General features: G+C 50.8%; 19 protein-coding genes. 3 read left to right on the top strand and 16 right to left on the bottom strand.

The window, feature by feature from the left end; genetic code table 11:
- Positions 1-29 precede the first annotated feature (29 nt).
- From alr to AC1RVX_RS12100, 5 genes are all read right to left on the bottom strand, one after another.
- Positions 30-1142, bottom strand: coding sequence for an alanine racemase (gene alr, locus AC1RVX_RS12120; protein ID WP_493216848.1), 1113 nt, complete (start codon positions 1140-1142; stop codon positions 30-32).
- Positions 1143-1738: 596 nt separating this feature from the next.
- Positions 1739-2149 carry an NUDIX domain-containing protein gene (locus AC1RVX_RS12115; protein ID WP_493216847.1) on the bottom strand — a complete coding sequence of 137 codons (411 nt, stop codon included), beginning with the start codon at positions 2147-2149 and terminating at the stop codon, positions 1739-1741.
- 1 nt (position 2150) lies between these two features.
- Complete coding sequence (locus tag AC1RVX_RS12110) at positions 2151-3020, bottom strand: ATP-binding protein (RefSeq protein ID WP_493216846.1); 870 nt, start codon at positions 3018-3020, stop codon at positions 2151-2153.
- 22 nt (positions 3021-3042) lie between these two features.
- Complete coding sequence (argJ, locus tag AC1RVX_RS12105; RefSeq protein ID WP_493216845.1) at positions 3043-4281, bottom strand: bifunctional glutamate N-acetyltransferase/amino-acid acetyltransferase ArgJ; 1239 nt, start codon at positions 4279-4281, stop codon at positions 3043-3045.
- Positions 4282-4385: 104 nt separating this feature from the next.
- Positions 4386-5567, bottom strand: a complete 1182-nt coding sequence (locus tag AC1RVX_RS12100) for an acyl-CoA dehydrogenase family protein (RefSeq protein WP_493216844.1) — start codon at positions 5565-5567, stop codon at positions 4386-4388.
- Positions 5568-5774: 207 nt separating this feature from the next.
- Here AC1RVX_RS12100 and AC1RVX_RS12095 point away from each other — a divergent pair, with 207 nt between their 5' ends.
- A complete protein-coding gene (locus tag AC1RVX_RS12095) occupies positions 5775-6560 on the top strand; it encodes an IclR family transcriptional regulator (RefSeq protein ID WP_493216843.1) in 786 nt (261 codons plus the stop codon).
- A 101-nt stretch (positions 6561-6661) separates the two neighbouring features.
- Here AC1RVX_RS12095 and secA read toward each other — a convergent pair whose 3' ends face one another.
- Together secA and AC1RVX_RS12085 are read right to left on the bottom strand one after the other, a co-directional pair.
- On the bottom strand, positions 6662-9421 hold the full coding sequence (gene secA, locus AC1RVX_RS12090) for a preprotein translocase subunit SecA (RefSeq protein WP_493216842.1): 2760 nt from the start codon (positions 9419-9421) through the stop codon (positions 6662-6664).
- 190 nt (positions 9422-9611) lie between these two features.
- Positions 9612-10559: a peptidoglycan DD-metalloendopeptidase family protein gene (locus AC1RVX_RS12085; protein ID WP_493216841.1), complete on the bottom strand. Its 948-nt coding sequence runs from the start codon at positions 10557-10559 to the stop codon at positions 9612-9614.
- A gap of 106 nt (positions 10560-10665) precedes the next feature.
- Here AC1RVX_RS12085 and AC1RVX_RS12080 point away from each other — a divergent pair, with 106 nt between their 5' ends.
- A complete protein-coding gene (locus AC1RVX_RS12080; protein ID WP_493216840.1) occupies positions 10666-11169 on the top strand; it encodes a DciA family protein in 504 nt (167 codons plus the stop codon).
- A gap of 118 nt (positions 11170-11287) precedes the next feature.
- Here AC1RVX_RS12080 and lpxC read toward each other — a convergent pair whose 3' ends face one another.
- Positions 11288-12223: a UDP-3-O-acyl-N-acetylglucosamine deacetylase gene (lpxC, locus tag AC1RVX_RS12075; RefSeq protein ID WP_493216839.1), complete on the bottom strand. Its 936-nt coding sequence runs from the start codon at positions 12221-12223 to the stop codon at positions 11288-11290.
- Positions 12224-12426: 203 nt separating this feature from the next.
- On the opposite strand from lpxC, the gene AC1RVX_RS12070 reads away from it, so the two are divergent.
- The gene (locus AC1RVX_RS12070; RefSeq protein WP_493216838.1) at positions 12427-12921 is read left to right on the top strand and encodes a GNAT family N-acetyltransferase; all 495 of its coding nucleotides are present in this window, start codon (positions 12427-12429) and stop codon (positions 12919-12921) included.
- A gap of 77 nt (positions 12922-12998) precedes the next feature.
- Here AC1RVX_RS12070 and AC1RVX_RS12065 read toward each other — a convergent pair whose 3' ends face one another.
- The 8 genes from AC1RVX_RS12065 to ftsW form a co-directional block, all read right to left on the bottom strand.
- Positions 12999-13505, bottom strand: a complete 507-nt coding sequence (locus AC1RVX_RS12065) for a peroxiredoxin (protein ID WP_493216837.1) — start codon at positions 13503-13505, stop codon at positions 12999-13001.
- A 512-nt stretch (positions 13506-14017) separates the two neighbouring features.
- Complete coding sequence (ftsZ, locus tag AC1RVX_RS12060) at positions 14018-15211, bottom strand: cell division protein FtsZ (protein WP_493217112.1); 1194 nt, start codon at positions 15209-15211, stop codon at positions 14018-14020.
- 123 nt (positions 15212-15334) lie between these two features.
- Entirely contained in the window at positions 15335-16567 is a 1233-nt protein-coding gene (gene ftsA, locus AC1RVX_RS12055) for a cell division protein FtsA (RefSeq protein ID WP_186946971.1), read from the bottom strand.
- Positions 16564-17373, bottom strand: coding sequence for a cell division protein FtsQ/DivIB (locus AC1RVX_RS12050; RefSeq protein ID WP_493216836.1), 810 nt, complete (start codon positions 17371-17373; stop codon positions 16564-16566). Before AC1RVX_RS12050 ends, ftsA begins: the two co-directional genes overlap by 4 nt.
- Before the next feature lie 18 nt (positions 17374-17391).
- Positions 17392-18354 (bottom strand): D-alanine--D-alanine ligase, encoded by a 963-nt coding sequence (locus tag AC1RVX_RS12045; RefSeq protein WP_493216835.1) that lies wholly within the window; start codon positions 18352-18354, stop codon positions 17392-17394.
- 22 nt (positions 18355-18376) lie between these two features.
- Positions 18377-19762 carry a UDP-N-acetylmuramate--L-alanine ligase gene (murC, locus tag AC1RVX_RS12040; RefSeq protein ID WP_493216834.1) on the bottom strand — a complete coding sequence of 462 codons (1386 nt, stop codon included), beginning with the start codon at positions 19760-19762 and terminating at the stop codon, positions 18377-18379.
- Positions 19759-20850 carry an undecaprenyldiphospho-muramoylpentapeptide beta-N-acetylglucosaminyltransferase gene (gene murG, locus AC1RVX_RS12035; RefSeq protein ID WP_493216833.1) on the bottom strand — a complete coding sequence of 364 codons (1092 nt, stop codon included), beginning with the start codon at positions 20848-20850 and terminating at the stop codon, positions 19759-19761. The genes murC and murG overlap by 4 nt, the downstream gene beginning before the upstream one ends.
- Positions 20847-21980, bottom strand: a complete 1134-nt coding sequence (gene ftsW, locus AC1RVX_RS12030; protein WP_493217111.1) for a putative lipid II flippase FtsW — start codon at positions 21978-21980, stop codon at positions 20847-20849. The genes murG and ftsW overlap by 4 nt, the downstream gene beginning before the upstream one ends.
- Between the last annotated feature and the right edge of the window lie 77 nt (positions 21981-22057).

Here is a 22057-nt window from a genome sequence, read left to right as displayed (position 1 = left end):
ATGTTCTTGCTGTCGGCATCGGTGCGGACTTAATTACTGTAAGTACGTTCATAGCGCGCCCCCAGGCTGGTCAATATCTCGTAGCCAATCGTGCCAGCCCTGGCTGCTACCTGATCCACGGTATTGTCGGCAGATATCAGATCCACCAGCGTGCCTGGCAACAGATGTTCAGCGGCCACGGTCGTCACGTCCAGGGTGATGGTATCCATCGAGACATTACCCACCATCGGTACTGGCTGACCGGCAATCTGGGCGATACCGCGATTGCTGAGACTGCGCATCCAGCCATCGGCATAACCAACAGCGACAGTAGCAATGCGACTGGTCTGGCTACTACGCCAACTGGCGCCATAGCCCACACCGGTACCAGCAGCGATTTCACGGGTCTGGATGATGCTGCCTTGCAGATGAGCGACTGCACGCATGGGATTGGCTTGCCCGGCTACCGGTGCAACGCCATACAGCGCAGCCCCTGGACGTGCCAGGTCAAAATGAAAGTCAGAACCAAGAAAAATCCCGGATGAATTTGCCAGACTGGCCGCTACACCATGGCATGCTGGTATTTGTGCACGCAACGCATTGAAGCGCTGCAATTGTTGATGATTTGCCGGATTGGATTGGTCTTCGGCACTGGCCAGATGACTCATCACACAACGCAGGTCAATACCTTCAGTCAGACTGGTATCTTCCACCCATTGCCTGATTTCGGCGTCGGACAAACCCATTCTGGCCATGCCAGTATCGACTTGGACAACAGCTGGCAGTCGGCGTTGCTGTTGTCTGGCCAGGTCGCGCCAGGCCAGCATTTGCGGCAGACTGTTCAAAACGGGGATGCAATTGTGTTCCAGCAATGCTGCTTCATGGCCCACAGGCGAACCATGCATGACATAAATGGCCGCATCTGCTGGTAAATGAGCACGCAAGGCAATGCCCTCTTCGAGATGGGCAACAAAGAAATCACGGCACTCTTCAGCATAAAGTGTCTGCACCACAGGGATGGCACCAAGACCATAAGCATCGGCTTTGACTGCGGCCCCACATTTCGCCTTACCCAACAAACCCTGTAAAAGACGATAGTTATAACGTATTGCCTGTAAATCAATACGAAGTATTGCACCTGCTCTTCCAGCAACTTGCCTCATTTTCACCACTCCATCGCATGTATGAATCATGCGACTAGTTATAGCAATCGGCGTGCCACAAAATTTTATTGAGGAAATTCAAGCACTTATAAAATTTATTTCGGCAGCAGCAAAAAAACCGTATTTAAAACGATACACCCATCGATTTTCAAGCTCCTTTTGGGAGCGATATTACGCTCTGCAGCGTACTGAAAATCGAACACTGTACATTTTTGAATACAGTGTATTGTTTTAGATACAGTCCGTATATAAAATAAAGCACAGATAATCTCAGCGACTAATGCTTAGGACAATAAGTGATACTACGGATTGCTTGTCATAAAAAGACAGTTTGCGCAAAGTGAAAATTTCCACTGGGAAAATTTTCATGAACATAATTTGGAAAATTGGGGTCAGGGTCAATCGGACAATCATCTATATCAGCATGCCTGTATGGAGAATATGCAGGCAAGCGCAGATCAGGCCGGATGCCAGTAAGCACCAATATGGGGATCGTGCAAGAAAACCACAGAAATCAAGCCCGCAAAGACGGGGCTAGCAGGGAATGCCACTCAGGCCAGGGCCTGTTAAGTATTAAATTGAGGATGCAAATGGGTTTAAGCAGGCGCCGGTTCGCTACGCAATAAGTCCAGCCATTCCAGCAAGGGGATGGTAGCAGGCAACAAGGGGGTCACCGCAACACTGCCCTGCCACGCAAAGGCCTGACCTTCCAGGCTTTGTGGCTCGCCCTGCCATTCACGACTGATATAAAAATGCAGGCGAACATGGGCATGCGGGTAAACATGTTCGACGCCACACCAGGGTTCGGCAGACACGATTTGTATTCCCAGTTCTTCCACAAATTCGCGTTTCAGGGCAGCCAGTATGGATTCGTCGGCCTCCACCTTGCCGCCTGGAAATTCCCAGTATCCTTCATACGGTTTGCCTGCAGGGCGTTGCCCCAGCAAGACATCGCCATTGGCTTTCATTAATATGCCAACGGCAACATCCACAGGTTTTGCCGTCATCTCAGGACTCCGCCAGACGACCGGCATAATCACGGGCAAATTGCCAGGCGACACGACCGGAACGTGAGCCACGTTGCAAAGCCCAGCGCAAGGCGTCACCGCGCGCTTCGCTGATTTGTTCAGCAGTACATCCCAAAGTGGTCAGCCAGTGCGCGACGATATCCAGATAATCATCCTGCTTGAAAGGGTAGAACGATACCCACAAGCCAAACCGCTCGGACAGGGAAATTTTTTCTTCTACTGTTTCACCTGGATGCAAGTCGCCATCGTCGCTATATTTATAACTGGCGTTGTCGGACATTTTTTCCGGTAACAGATGGCGGCGGTTGGAAGTCGCATAAATCAATACATTGTCTGATTGCGCTGCGATACTGCCATCAAGTGCCACTTTCAATGCCTTGTAACCGGCTTCGCCTTCCTCAAACGACAAGTCATCACAAAAAACAATGAAGCGCTCTGGCCGGCTGGCGATCAGGTCGACGATATCATGCAAATCCACCAGATCAGTTTTATCGACTTCAATCAGACGCAAGCCCTGATCGGCAAACTGGTTCAGGCAAGCCTTAATGAGGGAAGATTTGCCAGTACCACGTGCGCCCGTCAGCAAGACATTGTTGGCGGGTTTACCATGGACAAACTGGCGGGTATTTTGTTCTATCTGGGCTTTTTGAATCGCGACATGACACAGGTCATCCAGCGCAATGTCTGAGACATGACGCACTACTTGCAGATAGCCCTGCCCACCACGCTTGCGCCACCGGAATGCGTGGCCCAATTGCCAGTCAGGTACCTGTGAAGTAACCGGCAGCAAGCCTTCCAGCCGGGTCAGCAAATGCTCTGCACGAGATAAGAATTGGTCAAGCTGGGTCATGGCGGCTTACTCAGGTAAGATATCAGGAACGATAATCGGCATTGATCGATACATAGTCATGCGACAGATCACAAGTCCATACCGTTGCCTGGGCATCACCGCGTGCCAGTTTGACGCGTATGGTGATTTCACTTTGCTTCATGATGCGCTGACCATCTTCTTCGCGATAGTCAGGATTACGCCCACCATTTTTTGCGACCCAGACATCATCCAGGTACAAATTCAGTTTGCCAACATCCAGGTCACCCACACCAGCATAGCCTATCGCTGCCAGGATGCGTCCGAGGTTGGGGTCAGAAGCAAAGAATGCTGTTTTTACCAGTGGCGAATGGGCGATGGAATAGGCAATCTTGCGGCATTCTTCCACATCACGCCCTTCTTCCACCAAAATGGTCATGAACTTGGTGGCACCTTCACCATCACGAATGATCATGTGCGCGAGTTTTTGCGACAAAGCGGTCACCGCTTCTGCCAGCAAGGCATATTCAGGCGTATCGACATCATTCACTTCCACTTCACCGGCGCCAGTGGCGATCAGCATGAAGGAATCATTGGTTGAGGTATCGCCATCAATGGTGATGCAATTGAAGGATTTGTCAGCGGCCTGCTTGACCAGATGGTCCAGTACGTTTTGCGCTACTTTGGCATCCATGGCAAGGTAACCCAGCATGGTCGCCATGTTTGGCTTGATCATCCCGGCACCTTTGCTGATGCCGGTCATGGTGACAGTTTTACCGCCGATGTTAACGGTTGCCGATGCCGCTTTGGGTTGAGTATCCGTGGTCATGATGGCTTCTGCCGCATTAAACCAGTTGTCTGTCTTGAGATTTTCTATGGCTTTCGGCAAACCAGCAACCAGCCGGTCAACCGGCAATTGCTCCAGAATCACACCTGTGGAAAATGGCAAAATCTGTGCCGCTTCACAATCCAGCAATTCTGCCAGCGCTGCACAGGTCGCGTTGGCGGCAGCCAGACCTGCATCACCTGTACCGGCATTTGCATTACCTGTATTGACGACCAATGCGCGAATGGGGGCAGAACTCATGTGCAAGCCATCCAGATGTGCCTTGCATACCTGAACCGGAGCCGCGCAAAAACGATTGGTGGTAAATACACCCGATACGGTGGCCGTGGCTGCCAATTCCATCACCAGTACATCTTTACGGTTGGCTTTGCGTATGCCTGCTTCGGCATAGCCCAGGCGAATACCTGCCACTGCCTTCAGGTCTGCAGCAACAGGAACGGGAGAATTGACGGCCATGATAGTTTCCTTGCGTTGAAATCAAGCCGACATTGTAGGGCATTTTGCTGCGCTGCGAAGCATGTTTGCGATGCGGAAATTTGCACTCCTTATCCATTCCAGGTTCATAAACCCATGATCATTTGAGCAATGATATTTTTTTGTATTTCATTCGAACCACCATAAATCGACAGCTTGCGCATATTCAGGTAATTGATGGCAAGTGAGCTTGCCACTTCAGACATGTCAGATCTATCCCTGAGTGCAAGTGCCTGCTCACCTACTGCCTGCATCAGCATATCGGTAATCGTTTGTTGGATCTCGGTGCCCTTGATCTTCAGGATAGAGGCTTCTGGGCCAGGTGCACGTTGCTGTTCTTCTGCTGACAGTACACGCAGGTTGGTCATTTCCAGCGCCATCAAATCAATTTCAACTTGTGCAATGCGCGCAGCAAACTGGGCATCTTCCAGTAATGGCCTGCCATTCTTCCATTCCTGGGCAGCGACACGCTTGAGTCGCGTCAATTCCCTTTTGGCGATGCCTATGCCAGCAATATTGGTGCGTTCATGCCCCAGCAAAAACTTGGCGTAAGTCCAGCCCTGGTTTTCCTTGCCGACCAGATTATCCAATGGCACCCTGACATCATCAAACCAGACTTCATTGACTTCATGTGTGCCATCCATGGTGATGATGGGTCTGACCGTCACCCCCGGCGACTTCATATCGATCAGCAAGAAGGAAATGCCACGTTGCGGTTTGACTTCACGATCGGTTCGCACCAGGCAAAATATCCAGTCGGCATACTGGGCCAGCGTGGTCCAGGTTTTTTGTCCATTGACGCGATAATATTCACCCCCGGCATCACGCATGCGCTCTGCCGTGGTTTTGACGGATGCCAGGTCAGAACCTGAACCCGGTTCTGAATAGCCTTGGCACCACCATTCTTCTGCCGCCAAAATCCTGGGCAAGAATCGCTGCTGCTGTGAGGGTGACCCAAATTCCATCAATACCGGTGCCACCATCTTGATACCGAAAGGCGGCAAACGCGGTGCACCAGCAGCGGCACATTCTTCTTCAAAAATATAGCGCTGCACCGCCGACCAACCTGTTCCACCAAATTCAGCTGGCCAGGAGCTACCGCCCCAGCCATGTGCATGCAGGATCTGTTGCCACTGCTGATAGTCCGTCTTTTCCAACGGCATGCCATGCCTGACTTTTTGACGGATATCAGCGGGCAAAGCTTGCTGCAAAAAATCCTGGATTTCGCGACGAAATTCCAGTTCAGCAGATGTGAAATTTAAATCCATGACTATCCTCTCGATTTCCAGATTGAGCGGTCTGACTGTTTAAGGCAGCTGCCAATAATTAGCTTGAATTGTGCTATTCTGCAGTGCAGAATTACACTCCAAAATAGAACGATCGTTCTAACTGTAGACGCGTGCTATGCCAAGGTCAAGCCTTTTGGTCAGCGGATTGGTGAGGCCTGCTATCGATTTTTAGAAGAAAACAACGACATGGATAACAAACCAAATAGCCCGATGAAAGAGGACCGTCACTTTGTTACCGCACTGGCACGCGGGCTGGATGTGCTGGCCTGTTTTCGCCCTGGTGACCGGGCATTGGGTAACCAGGAAATTGCTCAGCGTTGTCATTTACCCAAGTCCACAGTATCGCGCTTAACCTATACCCTGACCAAACTGGGTTACCTGCATTACATCAGCAGCCAGGGACAATATCGTCTGGGATCAGCCACTCTGGCACTGGGCAGTGCAATGATTGCGCGACTCGACGTGCGGCAACTGGCGCGCCCTTTAATGCAGGAATTGGCAGATTTTTCCAGGGGCATGGTGTCACTGGGCATGCGTGACAGACTCAGCATGATTTATATAGAAAACTGCCGCAGCCAGAATGCGCTGACCCTGAGCCTGGATGTGGGCTCGCGCATCCCGGTTGCAACCACCGCCATGGGACGTGCATTGCTGGCCAGCTTGCCTGTAGCAGAACGTGACTCTGTACTGACGGAGATAAGCAAGACTCAGGCGGAACAGTGGCCAGATCTGGAACCTGGCATACGACATAGCCTGCGGGAGGTAGCGGAATTTGGTTGCTGCAGTTCTTTTGGCGACTGGCAAACGGATGTCAATGCCATCGCTATTGGTTTCTCGCCCGGTGCCGGGCAAGCTCCGGTTGCGATTAATTGCGGCGGCCCGGCTTTTCTGTTGAGCAAGGAATTTCTATTACAAGAAGTACGCCCCAGGTTATTGCAACTGGTGCGTGATCTGCAGGGGAATCTGCTTTAGCCGTCTTCATTTCACATTTCGCCAATTCAGCGACCACAAAAAAAGGGACGAATCGCTTCGTCCCTTTGTTTTTCTATACTGCTGATCAAGCCATCAAACCATCAGGCAAGTCTGCCGTGGCACTGCTTGAATTTCTTGCCGCTACCGCAAGGGCAAGGGTCATTACGGCCAATTTTCAGTGCATAACCAACTTCTGCCTGACCATCATCAGCAACGACGCCTGGTGCCATTATTTCTTCCGGCGTGGAATCAGCGTCGAAATCAGCGTGCTGGTAATGCACGTTTTCAATTTGCGATTGCGCCAGTTGTTCTTCCGCCGCTTCTATCTCTTCACGAGATTGTATGCGCACGGTGACCACGGTCCTGACCACTTCATTCTTGATCTGGTCCAGCATCTGACCAAACAGTTCAAAAGCTTCGCGCTTGTATTCCTGTTTCGGGTTTTTCTGGGCGTAACCACGCAGATGTATACCCTGACGCAGATGATCCAACGCCGCCAGATGTTCACGCCAGTGTGAGTCTATGCTTTGCAGCATGACACTGCGTTCAAACCCGGCAAACGCATCCTTGCCGACGATTTCCAGTTTGGCTTCGTAAACATCATTGGCGGCTTTTTGTACTCGCTCAAGGATGTCGTCATCGTTCAGATTGGCTTCTTCTGCCAGCATTTTCGCCAGTGAAATATCGAGCGCCCATTCATTGCGCAATACTGCTTCCAGCGAAGGAATATCCCACTGCTCTTCCACTGATTCAGCCGGCACATATTCACGCACGATGTCATGGAACATGCCGTGACGCAGTGAAGAAATCAGTTCGGACATGTCTTGTGCCTCCAGCAATTCATTACGCTGCTGGTAAATCACTTTACGCTGATCATTGGCAACATCATCATATTCCAGCAATTGCTTGCGGATATCGAAGTTGCGCGCTTCAACCTTGCGCTGTGCTGATTCAATAGAACGCGACACGATACCTGCTTCTATCGGTTCACCTTCTGGCATTTTCAGCCTGTCCATGATGGCACGTACACGGTCACCAGCAAAAATGCGTAACAGCGTATCGTCGAGAGACAGATAGAAACGGGAAGAACCCGGATCACCCTGACGACCGGAACGGCCACGCAACTGATTGTCTACGCGACGGGATTCATGACGCTCGGTACCGACAATATGCAAGCCGCCTGCATTGACCACATGTTCATGCAGGGATTGCCATTCATCGCGCAGTTTTTGCGATTGGGCAAATTTGTCAGCGTCCGACAAATCCGGATTGGCTTCGATCAACTGCACTTGCTTGGCGACATTACCACCCAGCACGATATCGGTACCACGACCGGCCATGTTGGTAGCGATGGTGATCGCTTTTGGGCGACCGGCTTGGGCAATGATCTCTGCTTCGCGTGCATGCTGCTTGGCGTTCAACACATTGTGCGGCAAATCTGCCTGCGTCAAAATGCCAGACAACAATTCGGAGTTTTCAATCGAAGTCGTACCAACCAGCACCGGCTGGCCACGTTCATAGCAGTCCTTGATGTCGATCAGCATGGCACCGTATTTTTCTTGTGCCGACTTGTAAACCTGATCCTGCCTGTCTTTGCGCTGAGATGGGCGATTTGGCGGGATGACAACGGTTTCCAGGCCATAAATTTCCTGGAATTCATACGCTTCAGTATCTGCCGTACCTGTCATGCCTGACAGTTTGGCGTACATACGGAAATAATTCTGGAAGGTGATGGAAGCCAGCGTCTGGTTTTCATTCTGGATGCGCACACCCTCTTTGGCTTCGACCGCCTGATGCAAGCCATCAGACCAGCGACGGCCTGTCATCATGCGACCGGTAAATTCATCGACGATGACGATTTCGTCATTCTGCACCACGTAGTGCTGGTCTTTGAAATACAGGGCATGTGCGCGCAAGGCAGCATACAGATGATGGATCAGGGTGATGTTTGCCGCATCGTACAGGGAAGCGCCTTCCGGCAGCAAACCCATTTGGGTCAGGATGCGTTCGGCCTTGTCATGGCCAGCTTCAGTCAGCAATACCTGGTGGGCTTTTTCATCCTTGGTGTAATCACCAGGGACTTCTATCTTGCCCTTGCCATCCGGTGTTTCTTCACCGATCTGCAAGGTCAGCAGTTTCGGCACTTCATTGATTTTGTAATACAGCTCAGTGTGGTTTTCTGCCTGACCAGAGATGATCAACGGCGTACGCGCTTCATCGATGAGGATGGAATCGACTTCATCGACGACGGCGAAATTCAGGCTACGCTGTACACGGTCTTTGGCTTCATACACCATGTTGTCGCGCAGGTAATCAAAGCCGTATTCATTATTCGTGCCGTAGGTAATATCAGACCCATAGGCGATCTGCTTGGCATCGTGATCGAGTTGTGACAGATTGATACCTGTACTCAGACCCAGCCAACCGTACAGTATACCCATCCACTCGGCATCGCGCTGCGCCAGGTAATCGTTGACGGTAACCACATGCACACCTTTGCCAGACAGGGCATTGAGGTAGATAGGCAAAGTCGCCATCAGGGTTTTACCCTCGCCGGTGCCCATTTCGGCAATTTTGCCATAATGCAGCACCATGCCACCGATCATCTGCACATCAAAGTGGCGCATTTTCAACACGCGTTTGCTGGCCTCGCGGCAAACGGCAAAGGCTTCAACCAGGATACTGTCCAACGTCTCCCCGTTGGCGACACGCGCCTTGAACTCGCCAGTCTTGGCCTTCAAGGCCTCGTCTGACAAGGCTTCGAACTGGGGTTCCAGTGCGTTGATCTCACGCACAGTCTTTTGGTATTGCTTCAAAAGCCGCTGATTGCGGCTGCCGAATATCTTGGTCAGGAATGACATGCTATGAACGGAAAGTTAAATTCTGAAAAAAGCGGCCGCAAAATTATTAATTCGACAGCAACAATAGGCTAACCTGTGATTTTACCATGCGGCATCCAAATAGCGACAAACACTGCCTGATAAACTGACAATGCTGCATCGAATGCCAGACATAAGTCTGGAGTTGGAGACAAATCCGTCAAACTCAAGTCTATTTTTGACTCAAGGCGGCCAGATTCGCCTGATTCGCCCCCGCAGACAGGAATTTGTGCGGATCTTGTGGCACGCCTTTGACGTGTACCTCAAAATGCAGGTGAGCGCCAGTAGACCTTCCAGTAGAGCCAATATCGGCAATATGTTGGCCACGTTTCACGATATCACCGAGTTTGACGTACACCTTGGACGAGTGGGCATAGCGCGTCATGATGTCACCACCGTGATCAATTTCCACCATATTTCCAAATTGGGGATGGTATTCAGCCGCCACCACCACACCGCCAGCGGCAGCGACGATGGGTGTCCCGGTCGGGCCAGAAAAATCTATACCCTCATGAAAAGCGCTGCGACCAGAAAACGGATCCAGCCGCCAGCCAAAACCAGATGCATTATAGGCAACATTAACAGGCTGAATGGTGGGCAATAACTTGGATTGCACTTTAAAACTCATCAATTTTGTCTCTACCACATTCATATAATCAGATCTGTGCTCAACATCACGCGACATGGCATTCAACGCCGCCTGGAATTCTTCCATATTTAATTCTTTGGCTGGCTGTGACGTGACTTCAGGACCGCCTCTTCCAGGTAATTCCTTGAAGTTGAATTCTTCCGGTTTGACACCAGCCAGACCCTGCACCCTTTCCCCCAAAGCATCCAGGCGTATCAATTGGGCCTGCATTTCACCCAGCTTGGCTGCCATGGCGGCCAGGTTTTCTTTCATATACTTGTCTTTATTACTTACCTCTGGGGTTGCGACCGGTACCAGATCACGCAATACCGGCAAATCTGCACTTGCCAGTCGCAAGGTCAGGGCAGCCATGATGGCCGCACACAAGGTAGTAATGAGAAGGAAACTGAATAGAGCGAGAATCACATGGCGTGACGACAGCGTCACTGATTTGGCCTGAGTAAAGCGGGAGTGCATCAAAATGATTTGCATCAATATGCTCCTCTTAAAACTGTTTTATTGGCGACCAGCTTGATGACCAGCTTTGCAACCGACTTTGCAACATTTCGCTTAGCTTGTTTGTGGTAAGGTATTGCGCATGTCAACATCTTCACGTCCTCCTTACCCAATTAACATCAAACGCGGCCGCAAAGTACCAGGTGCGAGCGGTGCCGCCGACTTTTTGCGAAGCAACGATAAAATTGCCTCGCTGCTGCCGACAGTACAACGTAATCTGGCGCTGCAAAAAGATTGCGGGGCAATATTGCCTCCGATATTTGAGACTTGTGAAGTCATGCAGGTGTCCGAAGGACAACTGACACTATCGGCTCCCAATGCTGCACTGGCAACTAAATTGAAACAACAATGTCCAAAATTGCAAGTAAATTTACAGGAACGGGGTTGGCAGATTAACGCAATCCGTATCAAAGTACAAGTAAAGCGGGTCGTTGAAAAACCTGTTGCAGTAAAGCAAATAGCTTTTTCCGGCAAGGCTTTGCAGGCATTTGATCAATTGGAACAGACGCTGGAAAAGACATCACAAAATGCAGATTTACGAGCGGCGCTGGGGCGTTTACTACAACGCCACAGGTCTGGTGGTTAAGATCAAATCCAAGAGTCCCTGAAGTAAAATGAGCAAGAATTTGATTAATTACTGTTACAAAATAAATAGGGTAAAACCAAAGAACCGGAATGTTTTTGCCTGACCAATTGTGTTTTGGTCAGACCAGAGCCCATTCACGTTCAACCTGAGTCGCATAAGTTGGCGGTACCATATCAGTACCATCAAAACTGACAACTTCATAGGCAGACGGATCAGCCAGCAGCGCCCTCAGCAACTGGTTGTTCAAACCATGACCAGATTTATGTGCGGTATAACTCGCCAGGAAAGGATGACCGATCAGGTACAGGTCGCCAATCGCATCGAGTATCTTATGTCGTACAAATTCATCATCAAAACGCAAACCGTCTGAATTCAGGATACGGTATTCATCCATGACGATGGCGTTTTCCATGGAACCACCGCGCGCCAGACCTATACCGCGCAGCATTTCCACGTCCTGCATGAAACCAAAAGTACGTGCACGCGCCACATCCTGTACGAAGGATGCACGGGCAAAATCCACTTCTGCCGTCTGCACGGTTCCATCTACTGCCGGGTGATTGAATTCGATAAAGAAATGCAGCTTGAAGCCATTGTATGGCTCCAGCCTGGCCCATTTTTCCGATTTGCCGCTACCTTCACGGATTTCCACCGCTTTCAACACACGTATGAATTTCTTGGCTGCGCCCTGCTCCTGCATGCCCGCCTGCTGCAGCAAATAAACAAAGGACGATGCAGAACCATCCATGATGGGAATTTCTTCAGCGCTGACATCAATGTATAAATTATCTATGCCCAGTCCGGCGCAAGCAGATAACAGGTGTTCAACTGTAGAGACCTTGCCATTTTCATTGGACAGCGTCGACGCCATGCGGGTATCCCCCACCATCAACGCCTGTGCTGGCAACACAACCGGTGGGACCAGGTCGGTACGTGTAAAGATAATGCCGGTATCCGCTGGAGCCGGGCGCATGACCAATTCCACCTTGGTGCCGGAATGCAAACCGACGCCTATGGTCCTGACCTGATGTTTGATTGTTCGTTGTTTTAACATCACGCTATTATATCGGTTAGTATGATTTCCCATGTAAGAAGGTGTTTACGATCTGTAGCGAGCGAGCGTCAGCGGGAGTGAAGAGCAGCGCAAAAAGCGGAATGTACACTAGTACATGAGCATTTTGAGCAGCGCATGAGCCCTGATCACGCTCGCGCAGTAAGATCGCAAACAGGTTCTAAGACCGGATAAAAGCAAAATCAATGCGTGTACAAACAACAACAGTTATCATCCGTGTGGCCACGTCTGAGGATGTGGAAGCCATGTGTGAACTCAGTGATCAGATCAATGCACAACACAATGCGCATGCCCCTCACGTTTTTGTGAAACAACCCAAGCGTGAACTTGATCGCCTGTTTTGGCAGGCATCTTTCCAGGCTTCACATACCTGCGCCCTGCTGGCTTGTCTGGACGATGAGGTGATCGGTTTCATTACCGTCAGTTGGCATGAGAACATGACAATTCCTTTTCTGTACTGCAGACGTATATGCCGCATAGGCACTATCGTGGTGTCGGACCAGCATCAGCAACAAGGGGTGGGGCGCATGCTGATGGATGCCGCTACCGCATGGGGGCGCGAGCATCAGGCGGTGGAAATCCGGCTGGAAGTGTTCGACTTCAATCAAAACGCCATGGCTTTTTACAGAGCACAAGGCTATGGTGTGCAATCACATATCATGTCCAAGGCACTGGATTAAGCACTATGCACAACCAATAAAAAACGGCGCTTAGGTTCAGCGCCGTTTTTTTCATACTGAAGATAGCGGAATCGGGATTAGCCCAATTGTGCCAGCAGTGTTTCTGCGTTCGATACTTCGAACTTGCCGCCTTCTTCAACATTGAGTTGCTTGACTACACCGTCTACTGCCAGCAGGGAATAACGCTGTGAGCGTGTGCCCATACCGAATTTGCTGAAGTCAGCATCCAGGCCAAGGACCTTGCTGAAAGCAGCATTGCCATCAGCCATCATGCGTACGATGCCGGTAGCTTTTTGATCGCGGCCCCATGCGCCCATAACGAATGCATCATTCACAGAGATGCACCAGATTTCATCTACGCCCTTGGCTTTCAAGGCTGCAGCATTGGCGATATAGCCAGGAACATGCTTGGCAGAACAAGTTGGCGTGTAAGCACCAGGCAAACCAAAAATGGCGATGGTCTTACCTTTGGTCAGGTCTGACACGTTAAAGGTATTTGGTCCCAGTGAACATCCTTCGGATTCCACTTCAATAAATTCTGCCAGGCTGCCTTCAGGCAGGGTATCGCCAATCTTGATTGTCATTTTATGCTCCCTAGATAAGTATTTGGATATTCAAAGCCTTGCTGACTGCTGCTTCCAATAGATAAAGGAAGTGTGAGCCAAATCAACACCGACAGTGAAGGACGCCAGTATGCCTGAGCTAGAATTTTCTTGCAGAAGTTAAAAAGACAGGACTTACGCAAAACCGCCCCAGCTGCGTTGCAGCTCCTTGCCGTACTAAAGTACTGTCTGCGTCGCTGACGCCTTGCTGGGACAATTTTGCGTAAGTCCTAAAAGATAATGCTTAAGACCTCTCACCACAGAGACACAGAGATACTGAGAAAGGCAAGAGAAAGAAGGCACTTTTCCATGGTTTAGTAACCATTGATGAATAGTTTTATGAAAAAAAGCAAGGAACTGTATCAAGATATGAATTGCTTTCCTCTTGCTTTTCTCTGTGTCTCTGTGGTGAGCTTTTTGGTCTGGTTTTTCAATTCCCCAATAAAAAACGCCAGTTCCTTTCGAAACTGGCGTTGTTCTGGAGACTGAAAACATCAGTCCGCCTGCTTGCGCAGGAAGGCTGGAATGTCATATGTTTCCATGCCGTTTTTTTCCAGCGCGCGTACTGTTTCTGACGCAGATTCACGACGCCATACTGCCGGTTTGCTCAGGCCATCAAATCCTGTGCCAATAGTACCGGTAGAAGCAGTGCCCGACGTCATGACGGGACTTCCCATCACTGGTTCATTATGGGTACCTGTACGCAAAACAGGTGTTTGTACCAGCTGGATATTTTTCTTGCCACGACCCAGGCCAGTTGCCACAACCGTTACGCGGATATCGTCACCCATGGTGTCGTCATACGCAATACCTTGTGCAATGGATGCATCCGGTGCGGCAAAAGCACGTACTGCCGCCATGACTTCCTTGATCTCTTTACCTTTGAGACCACGGCTGGCAGTCACATTTACCAACACGCCACGTGCACCAGACAGATCGATACCATCCAGCAGCGGTGAAGCAACTGCCTGTTCGGCTGCAATACGTGCACGATCAACACCAGAAGCGGTTGCCGTACCCATCATGGCTTTGCCCTGCTCGCCCATGATGGTTTTTACGTCATTGAAATCGACGTTGATGTGACCAGGCACATTGATGATTTCAGCAATACCGGCTACGGCATTGTTGAGTACGTCATCGGCATGCTGCAACCATTCGATCATGCTGTCATCTTCATAAATCTCTTCGAGTTTTTCGTTGAGAATGATGATCAGTGAATCAACATGCTGGGACAATGCATCCAGACCTTCGTCCGCGATGTCCATGCATTTTTTGCCTTCATATGAAAATGGTTTGGACACCACTGCCACGGTCAGTGCACCCAGTTCTTTGGCAATCTGTGCAACGATAGGTGCGGCACCGGTACCTGTGCCACCACCCATACCGGCAGCGATGAAGACCATGTGCGCACCGCGTAATGCATCTTCAATACGCGCACGGGAATCTTCAGCCAGCTTGCGACCGACTTCAGGCTTCATGCCTGCACCCAGACCAGTTTCACCAATCTGTATGACGTTATGTGCTTTCGACAGCAACAGCGCTTGCGCATCTGTATTGGCGGCGATGAACTCAACACCGCAAACGCCTTTATTAATCATATGCTGGACTGCATTGCCGCCTGCACCGCCCACGCCGACAACCTTAATTACGGTGCCTTGTGTGGCGTTATCAACCATATCGAACTCCATCATGATTCCTCCAGGTAGGCAGTTATCAGTCGCTAGGCATCACCGAATGTGACGACTAGCGACTAATAACTGTAGATCGAACTATTATAAAATGACTACACCAATTTAGATACAAAATACAAGCTAAAAATTCCCTAAAAACCACTCTTTCATGCGTTGCCAGACCGCTTTGGCAGAACCCTCTTGCCGGGTAACCAGATGACCACGCAAATACTGCTTCTTTGCTTCCAACAACAACCCCAAAACTGTTGCGTAGCGCGGGCTGCGTACTACATCTGCCAATTGCCCACTGTACGCTGGCATACCTAATCTGGTCGGTTTCAAAAAGATATCTTCCGCCATTTCAACCATGCCTGGCATGGCAGCTGAACCACCGGTCAACACGATGCCTGAAGACAGTACATCTTCATAACCGGATTCACGTACTACCTGATGCACGAGCGCAAATAATTCCTCGACGCGCGGTTCAATCACGGCAGCCAATGCCTGGCGTGACAGTGAACGTGGACCACGGTCACCCAGACCAGGTACTTCCAATGTGTCCGACGGGTCTGCCAGCACCTGCTTGGCAACACCAAAACGCACCTTGATTTCTTCTGCTTCCGATGTCGGCGTACGCAAGGCCATCGCAATATCATTAGTGATCTGGTCACCGGCAATCGGTATCACGGCGGTATGGCGGATTGCGCCTTCACTGAAAACTGCAACGTCCGTGGTACCACCACCAATATCGATCAGCACCACACCGAGTTCTTTTTCATCCTTGGTCAGCACTGCTTCAGCAGACGCCATCGGTTGCAGAATCAGGTCTGATACTTCGAGGCCACAACGGCGCACGCACTTGACGATGTTCTGCACTGCCGATACCGCCCCGGTGACAATATGCACTTTGACTTCGAGGCGGATGCCGCTCATGCCTATAGGTTCGCGCACGTCGTCCTGACTATCAACAATAAATTCTTGCGGCAGGGTATGCAGCAACTGCTGGTCGGTCGGGATGTTGACTGCCTTGGCTGTTTCTATCACGCGCGAAACATCGGCTGCGGTGACTTCCTTGTCCTTGATCGCGACCATGCCGCTGGAATTGAAACTGCGGATATGGCTACCAGCTATGCCGGTATACACATGACGAATCTTGCAGTCGGCCATCAGCTCGGCCTCTTCCAGCGCCCGTTGTATGGATTCGACGGTCGCCTCAATATTAACGACCACACCTTTTTTCAGCCCCTTGGATTCATGCTGCCCAAGACCGATGACTTCATGGCGTCCATCGGGCATGACTTCCGCCACCACCGCCACAATTTTTGAGGTGCCGATATCGAGACCAACGATCAGATTTTTAGCGTCTTTTGTCATGTCTTTCCACTTGCTTTTGTTTGCTTTTTTGATCCGATATCGCTATGGCTCGATTTGAGCGCCAGACCATTCGGATAACGCATGTCCACACTTTCAATACTGTCCTGCAAACTGGCGATCAATTGCGGATAGATCGTCATCAATTTATCTACCCTGCTCTTGAGCGTCGTTCCATCCTGCACTCTGCCTAACTGGACCTGCATGCCATTGTTCAATTTCAGACTCCAGGCATAGCGGCTGGAATAATTAACCGACTCTGGTTCCAGACTGACTTTGGCAAACCAGGTTTTAAAATCCTGATACTGCGCCAGCACTTCCTTTTCACTACCATCTGGTCCGTTCAGGGCGATCAGGTCGGCGTCTTCTTCTGCTTCTGCCAGATTGGCAGTGAACACATCGCCTTTCACTGAAATCAGCTGACCAGCTTCACCCCAGGTACCCATGGCAATATGCTCTTCCAGCGTCACCACCAGTTTGTTCGGCCATTCTCTCTGTACACTGGCTTTACGTACCCAGGGCACAGCTTCAAAAGCTGTACGTACAGAATCCAGATTGGCGGTAAAAAAATTACCCCTGATTTTTGGCAGAGCGGTATTCCTGATCGTCAGTGCACTCACATGCCGCAAGGCGCCACCATTGCTGGCGTTAGCATCATTGGTAACATTGGCAGCTTCTACCTTTATGACACGCAAGGTAAAAATCGGCCTTTGTATCAACCACCACACACCGGACATCACCAGAATGAGCAATACCAAAGCAAACAATGCGTTTGCCGTGTTATTCATCAATTTGGTGTCATGCCACATTTTTCAGGTTCAACCAGTTTACTTTTTCACTTCGGATCGGATCTTCAAACTCGCCATTTTCAAAATCTCTACACATAAATCTTCATAACTCATCCCTACTGCCTTTGCTGCCATCGGCACCAGCGAATGGCCGGTCATGCCAGGTGAAGTATTGATCTCCAGCAGGAAAGGCTTGTTATCCGATTTGCGCAACAACACGTCAACCCGCGCCCAACCTTCACAATCCAGCGACAGATAGGCATCCACTGCCATCTTGCGTATCTCGTCTGTCAGCGCCTGATCCAGTGGTGCCGGACACAAATACTTGGTGTCGTCAGTAAAATACTTGTTCTGGTAATCGTAATTGCCTTCCGGAGCAACGATTTCGGTAATCGGCAGCGCATAGGCCTGCTTGCCCTTACCCAATATTGCTACCGTCAATTCACGACCTTCAACAAACTCTTCAGCCAGTACCACTTCATCAAACTGTGCCGCCAGGGCATAAGCTTCCTGCATGTCGGAATAGCCTTTAACCTTGGTAATGCCTATGGTAGAGCCTTCATGTGGCGGCTTGATAATCAGTGGCAGACCCAGTTCATCAGGCACACGGCGCAATTCTGTTTCCGGTGTCAGTACTGCATAAGCCGGTGTTGCCAGACCATGGGTTTGCCAGATGCGCTTGGTAAATATCTTGTCCATGGCGACAGCCGAAGCCATCACGCCACTGCCGGTATACGGAATATTCAATTGCTCCAGCACGCCTTGCAAACTGCCATCTTCACCATACCGGCCATGCAGCGCGATAAATACCCGGTCAAATTTCTCTGCTGCCAGATCGGCAATGCTGCGCTCAGCCGTATCAAACGGATGGGCATCGACACCTTTGCTGAGCAGGGCTTGCAGTACGCCGTTGCCGGACATAATGGAAATTTCGCGCTCGGCTGAACGGCCACCAAACAGTACGCCGACTTTTCCCAGTGATTTCAAATTCAATTCGCTCATGATGTTTTGATCATTTAGTTTTTCATACCGGCTGTGCCAGTTTTGCTGGCACAGCGTTAATGGAACCCGCCCCCATGACGATGACTACATCGCCGTCTTTCAAGACCCGCAAAATACTATCTGGCATTTCTTGCATATCTTCAACAAATACCGGCTCAACCTTGCCCATGACGCGCAGGGCCCGTGACAGAGAACGGCCATCTGCTGCCAGTATCGGCGCCTCACCTGCCGCATACACCTCTGCCAGCACTACCGCATCGGCGCTGGAAATCACGCGTACAAAATCTTCAAACAAGTCACGGGTACGGGTATAGCGATGCGGCTGAAAAGCCAATACCAACCTGCGGTCCGGATAAGCGCCACGCGCCGCAGCCAGCGTCGCCGCCATTTCCACAGGATGATGACCATAGTCATCCACCAGTGCAAAAGTGCCGCCACTTGCCAGAGGGATTTCACCATAGCGTGTAAAGCGACGACCAACACCGTTAAATTCACTCAGGGCTTTTTGTGTCGCTTCATCACTGACACCGACTTCGCGCGCAATGGCAATCGCGGCGCAGGCATTTTGTACATTGTGCATGCCAGGCTGATTCAGGCTGACCTGCATATTCTCATAACCATCTTGCACGACTGTGAAATGCATCTTGCCACCAGATGCAGTGGCATCGACAGCGCGCACATCGGCATCTTCATGAAAACCATAGGTGACGATGGGCTTGGAGACGAAAGGCATGATTTCACGCACATTAGCATCATCCAGACACAAAACCGCGACACCATAAAATGGCAAGCGCTGGGTAAATTCGATGAATGCCTGCTTCAGACGGGCGAAGTCATGGCCATAGGTTTCCATATGGTCGGCATCGATATTGGTGATGACTTCGATCACGGGCAACAGATTCAGGAAAGACGCATCCGATTCATCAGCCTCGGCCACGATGAAATCACCGCTGCCCAGTTTGGCATTGGCACCGGCACTATTGAGCAAACCGCCAATCACGAAAGTAGGATCAAGACCGCCCTGTGCCAATACGCTGGCCACCAGACTGGTAGTCGTGGTCTTGCCATGGGTGCCGGCGATGGCGATACCGCTTTTCAGGCGCATGAGTTCTGCCAGCATCATCGCACGCGGTACGATGGGGATATGTTTGGCACGCGCAGCGATGACTTCAGGATTATCGCCCTTGACTGCGGTCGAGGTAACAACGGCATCTGCGCCTTCAATATTTTCGGCAGCGTGGCCCAGCATTACCTTGGCACCCAATTGCGCCAGACGTTTTGATGCAGCATTGCTGCCAAGGTCAGAACCGGAAATGGTGTAACCAAGATTCAGCAAGACTTCAGCAATGCCGCTCATGCCTGAGCCACCTATGCCGACAAAATGAATGTGTTTGACTTTGTGTTTCATGCTAATGCTTCCAGAATATGGGCGATGTTGGCACTGGCTTCGCGCTGCCCCAGGGCGTAGGCTGTTTCAGCCAGCGCCAGGCATTGCGCTCTGTCCAGAGCTTTTAAGTTCTCTGCCAGCAAAGCTGGACTTAATTCAGTTTGTGGCAAGTGGATGGCGGCCTTTTGCCCTGCCATCCAAACGGCGTTTTCTTTTTGATGTGAAGTGCTCGACGCCATGAAAGGTACGAGTATGCTGGCCACACCTGCCGCCGTTAATTCAGATACGGTAATCGCGCCGGCGCGGCATATCACCAGATCAGCTTCGGCATACCGACGTGGCATGTCATCGATAAAATCCAGCACTTCAGCCTGTACACCTGCCTGCGCATAACTCTGGCGCAGCGCATCTATATGTTGCTTACCAGACTGATGCGTGATCTGCGGACGCTGCGCTTCAGGCAGCAATGCCACGGCCTGCGGTACGGCATCATTCAATACTTTCGCTCCCAAACTACCACCCACCACCAGTACGCGCAGTGGGCCCGTGTGTTCTGCATAACGCTTAGCCGGTGCCGGCAATTCGCAAATCTCTTTGCGAATAGGGTTGCCAATGACTTCGGTTTTTTGATCGGCATGCACGGTTGCCGATGGCAGGCCAAACAATAATTTGCTGGCGAAAGGACGCAAAGCCTTGTTCGACAACAGCAGGGCAGCATCGGCATTCATCAAAACTACAGGTTTGCCGCGCAAGGCAGCCATCATGCCGCCAGGTACGGTGACATAACCACCCATGCCCAACACCACATCCGGCTGACGGCGACCTATGATGCTGAAACAGCTAAAGAAACTCTTGACCAGCTTGAACGCACCACTGACAGTATGTTGCCAGCCCTTGCCACGCAGACCGGAGAAGTCAATATTGTCCATGGCGATATGGTGTTTGGGTACAATCTGCCCTTCCATGCCAATTTGCGTGCCCAGCCAGCTGACTTGCCAGCCGCGGTCACGCATGATGTCGGCGATCGCTAGGCCAGGGAAAATATGCCCACCGGTTCCGGCTGCCATGATCAGCAATTTTTTGGGCATTTTTTGGACGAGCTGGCTCATGCGCGGCCTCCGCGCATCAGGACGCGGTTTTCATAATCCACGCGCAACAATATCGCCAGCCCTACACAATTAATCATGACGCCCGATCCACCATAACTCATCAAGGGCAAGGTCAAACCCTTGGTTGGCAACAATCCCAGATTGACGCCCATATTGATAAAAGCCTGCACACCTATCCATATGCCTATGCCCTTGGCGGTCAGTCCGGCAAAAGTCTGGTCCAGAGCAATCGCCTGACGACCAATTTCAAAAGCATGCTTGAGCAGCCAGTAAAACAATAACACCACCGCCATGACACCAACGAAGCCCAACTCTTCTCCGATGACAGCCAGCAGAAAATCAGTATGTGCTTCTGGCAGATAATGCAGTTTTTGCACACTGGCACCCAAACCTACGCCGAATAATTCACCGCGGCCAAATGCAATCAGCGAATGCGTGAGCTGGTAAGCCTTGCCCAGTGCATGGTCTTCTTCAAATGGGCTCAGGTAGGCGAATATACGTTCACGCCGCCAGGGTGAGAGCAAAATCACTGAAGTAAAAATACCAACCAGAGTTGCCGCAATACCACCAAACCAGACGCCATTGATGCCGCCCAAAAACAAGATACCCATGGCGATACAAACGATAACGCCGAAAGCACCCAGATCAGGCTCCAGCAGCAACAGCAAACCCACTACGCCCACCGCCGCCAACATCGGAACAAAACCCTTGGTCAGTTTGTGCATGTATTCCTGTTTGCGCACGGTGTAGTCAGCGGCATACAAGACCATGAACAATTTCATCAATTCAGATGGCTGCAAGTTAAACACTTTGAATGACAACCAGCGCTTGGCACCATTCACTCCCTTGCCCAAGCCGGGTATCAACACCGCAACCAGCAACACCAACGTGCCGACAAACAGGTAGGGTGCATATTTTTGCCAGGTTGCCAACGGAATACGGAAAACCAATGCTCCAGAGATCAAGGCGACGATCACAAAAATCGCCTGACGGACCAGGAAATGTGAGTTTTTGTAATTTGCGTACTTGGGTGAGTCTGGCAGAGCAATCGAAGCCGAGTACACCATCACCATACCAAACAGCATGAGAATGATGGTGACCCAGACCAGCGGCTGGTCATAGTCCATCATCTTGGAGCGGCTGACCAGATTGGTATTCACCGGCGGGCTGCCAAATAGCGACCACTTTTGCAGGGGTAGCAGTAGCT

It is taken from the genome of Undibacterium sp. GW821-FHT11B02, assembly GCF_058808955.1.
Note: the sequence above shows the minus strand (reverse complement) of the source record. Positions and strands in the feature narration are given on the sequence as shown.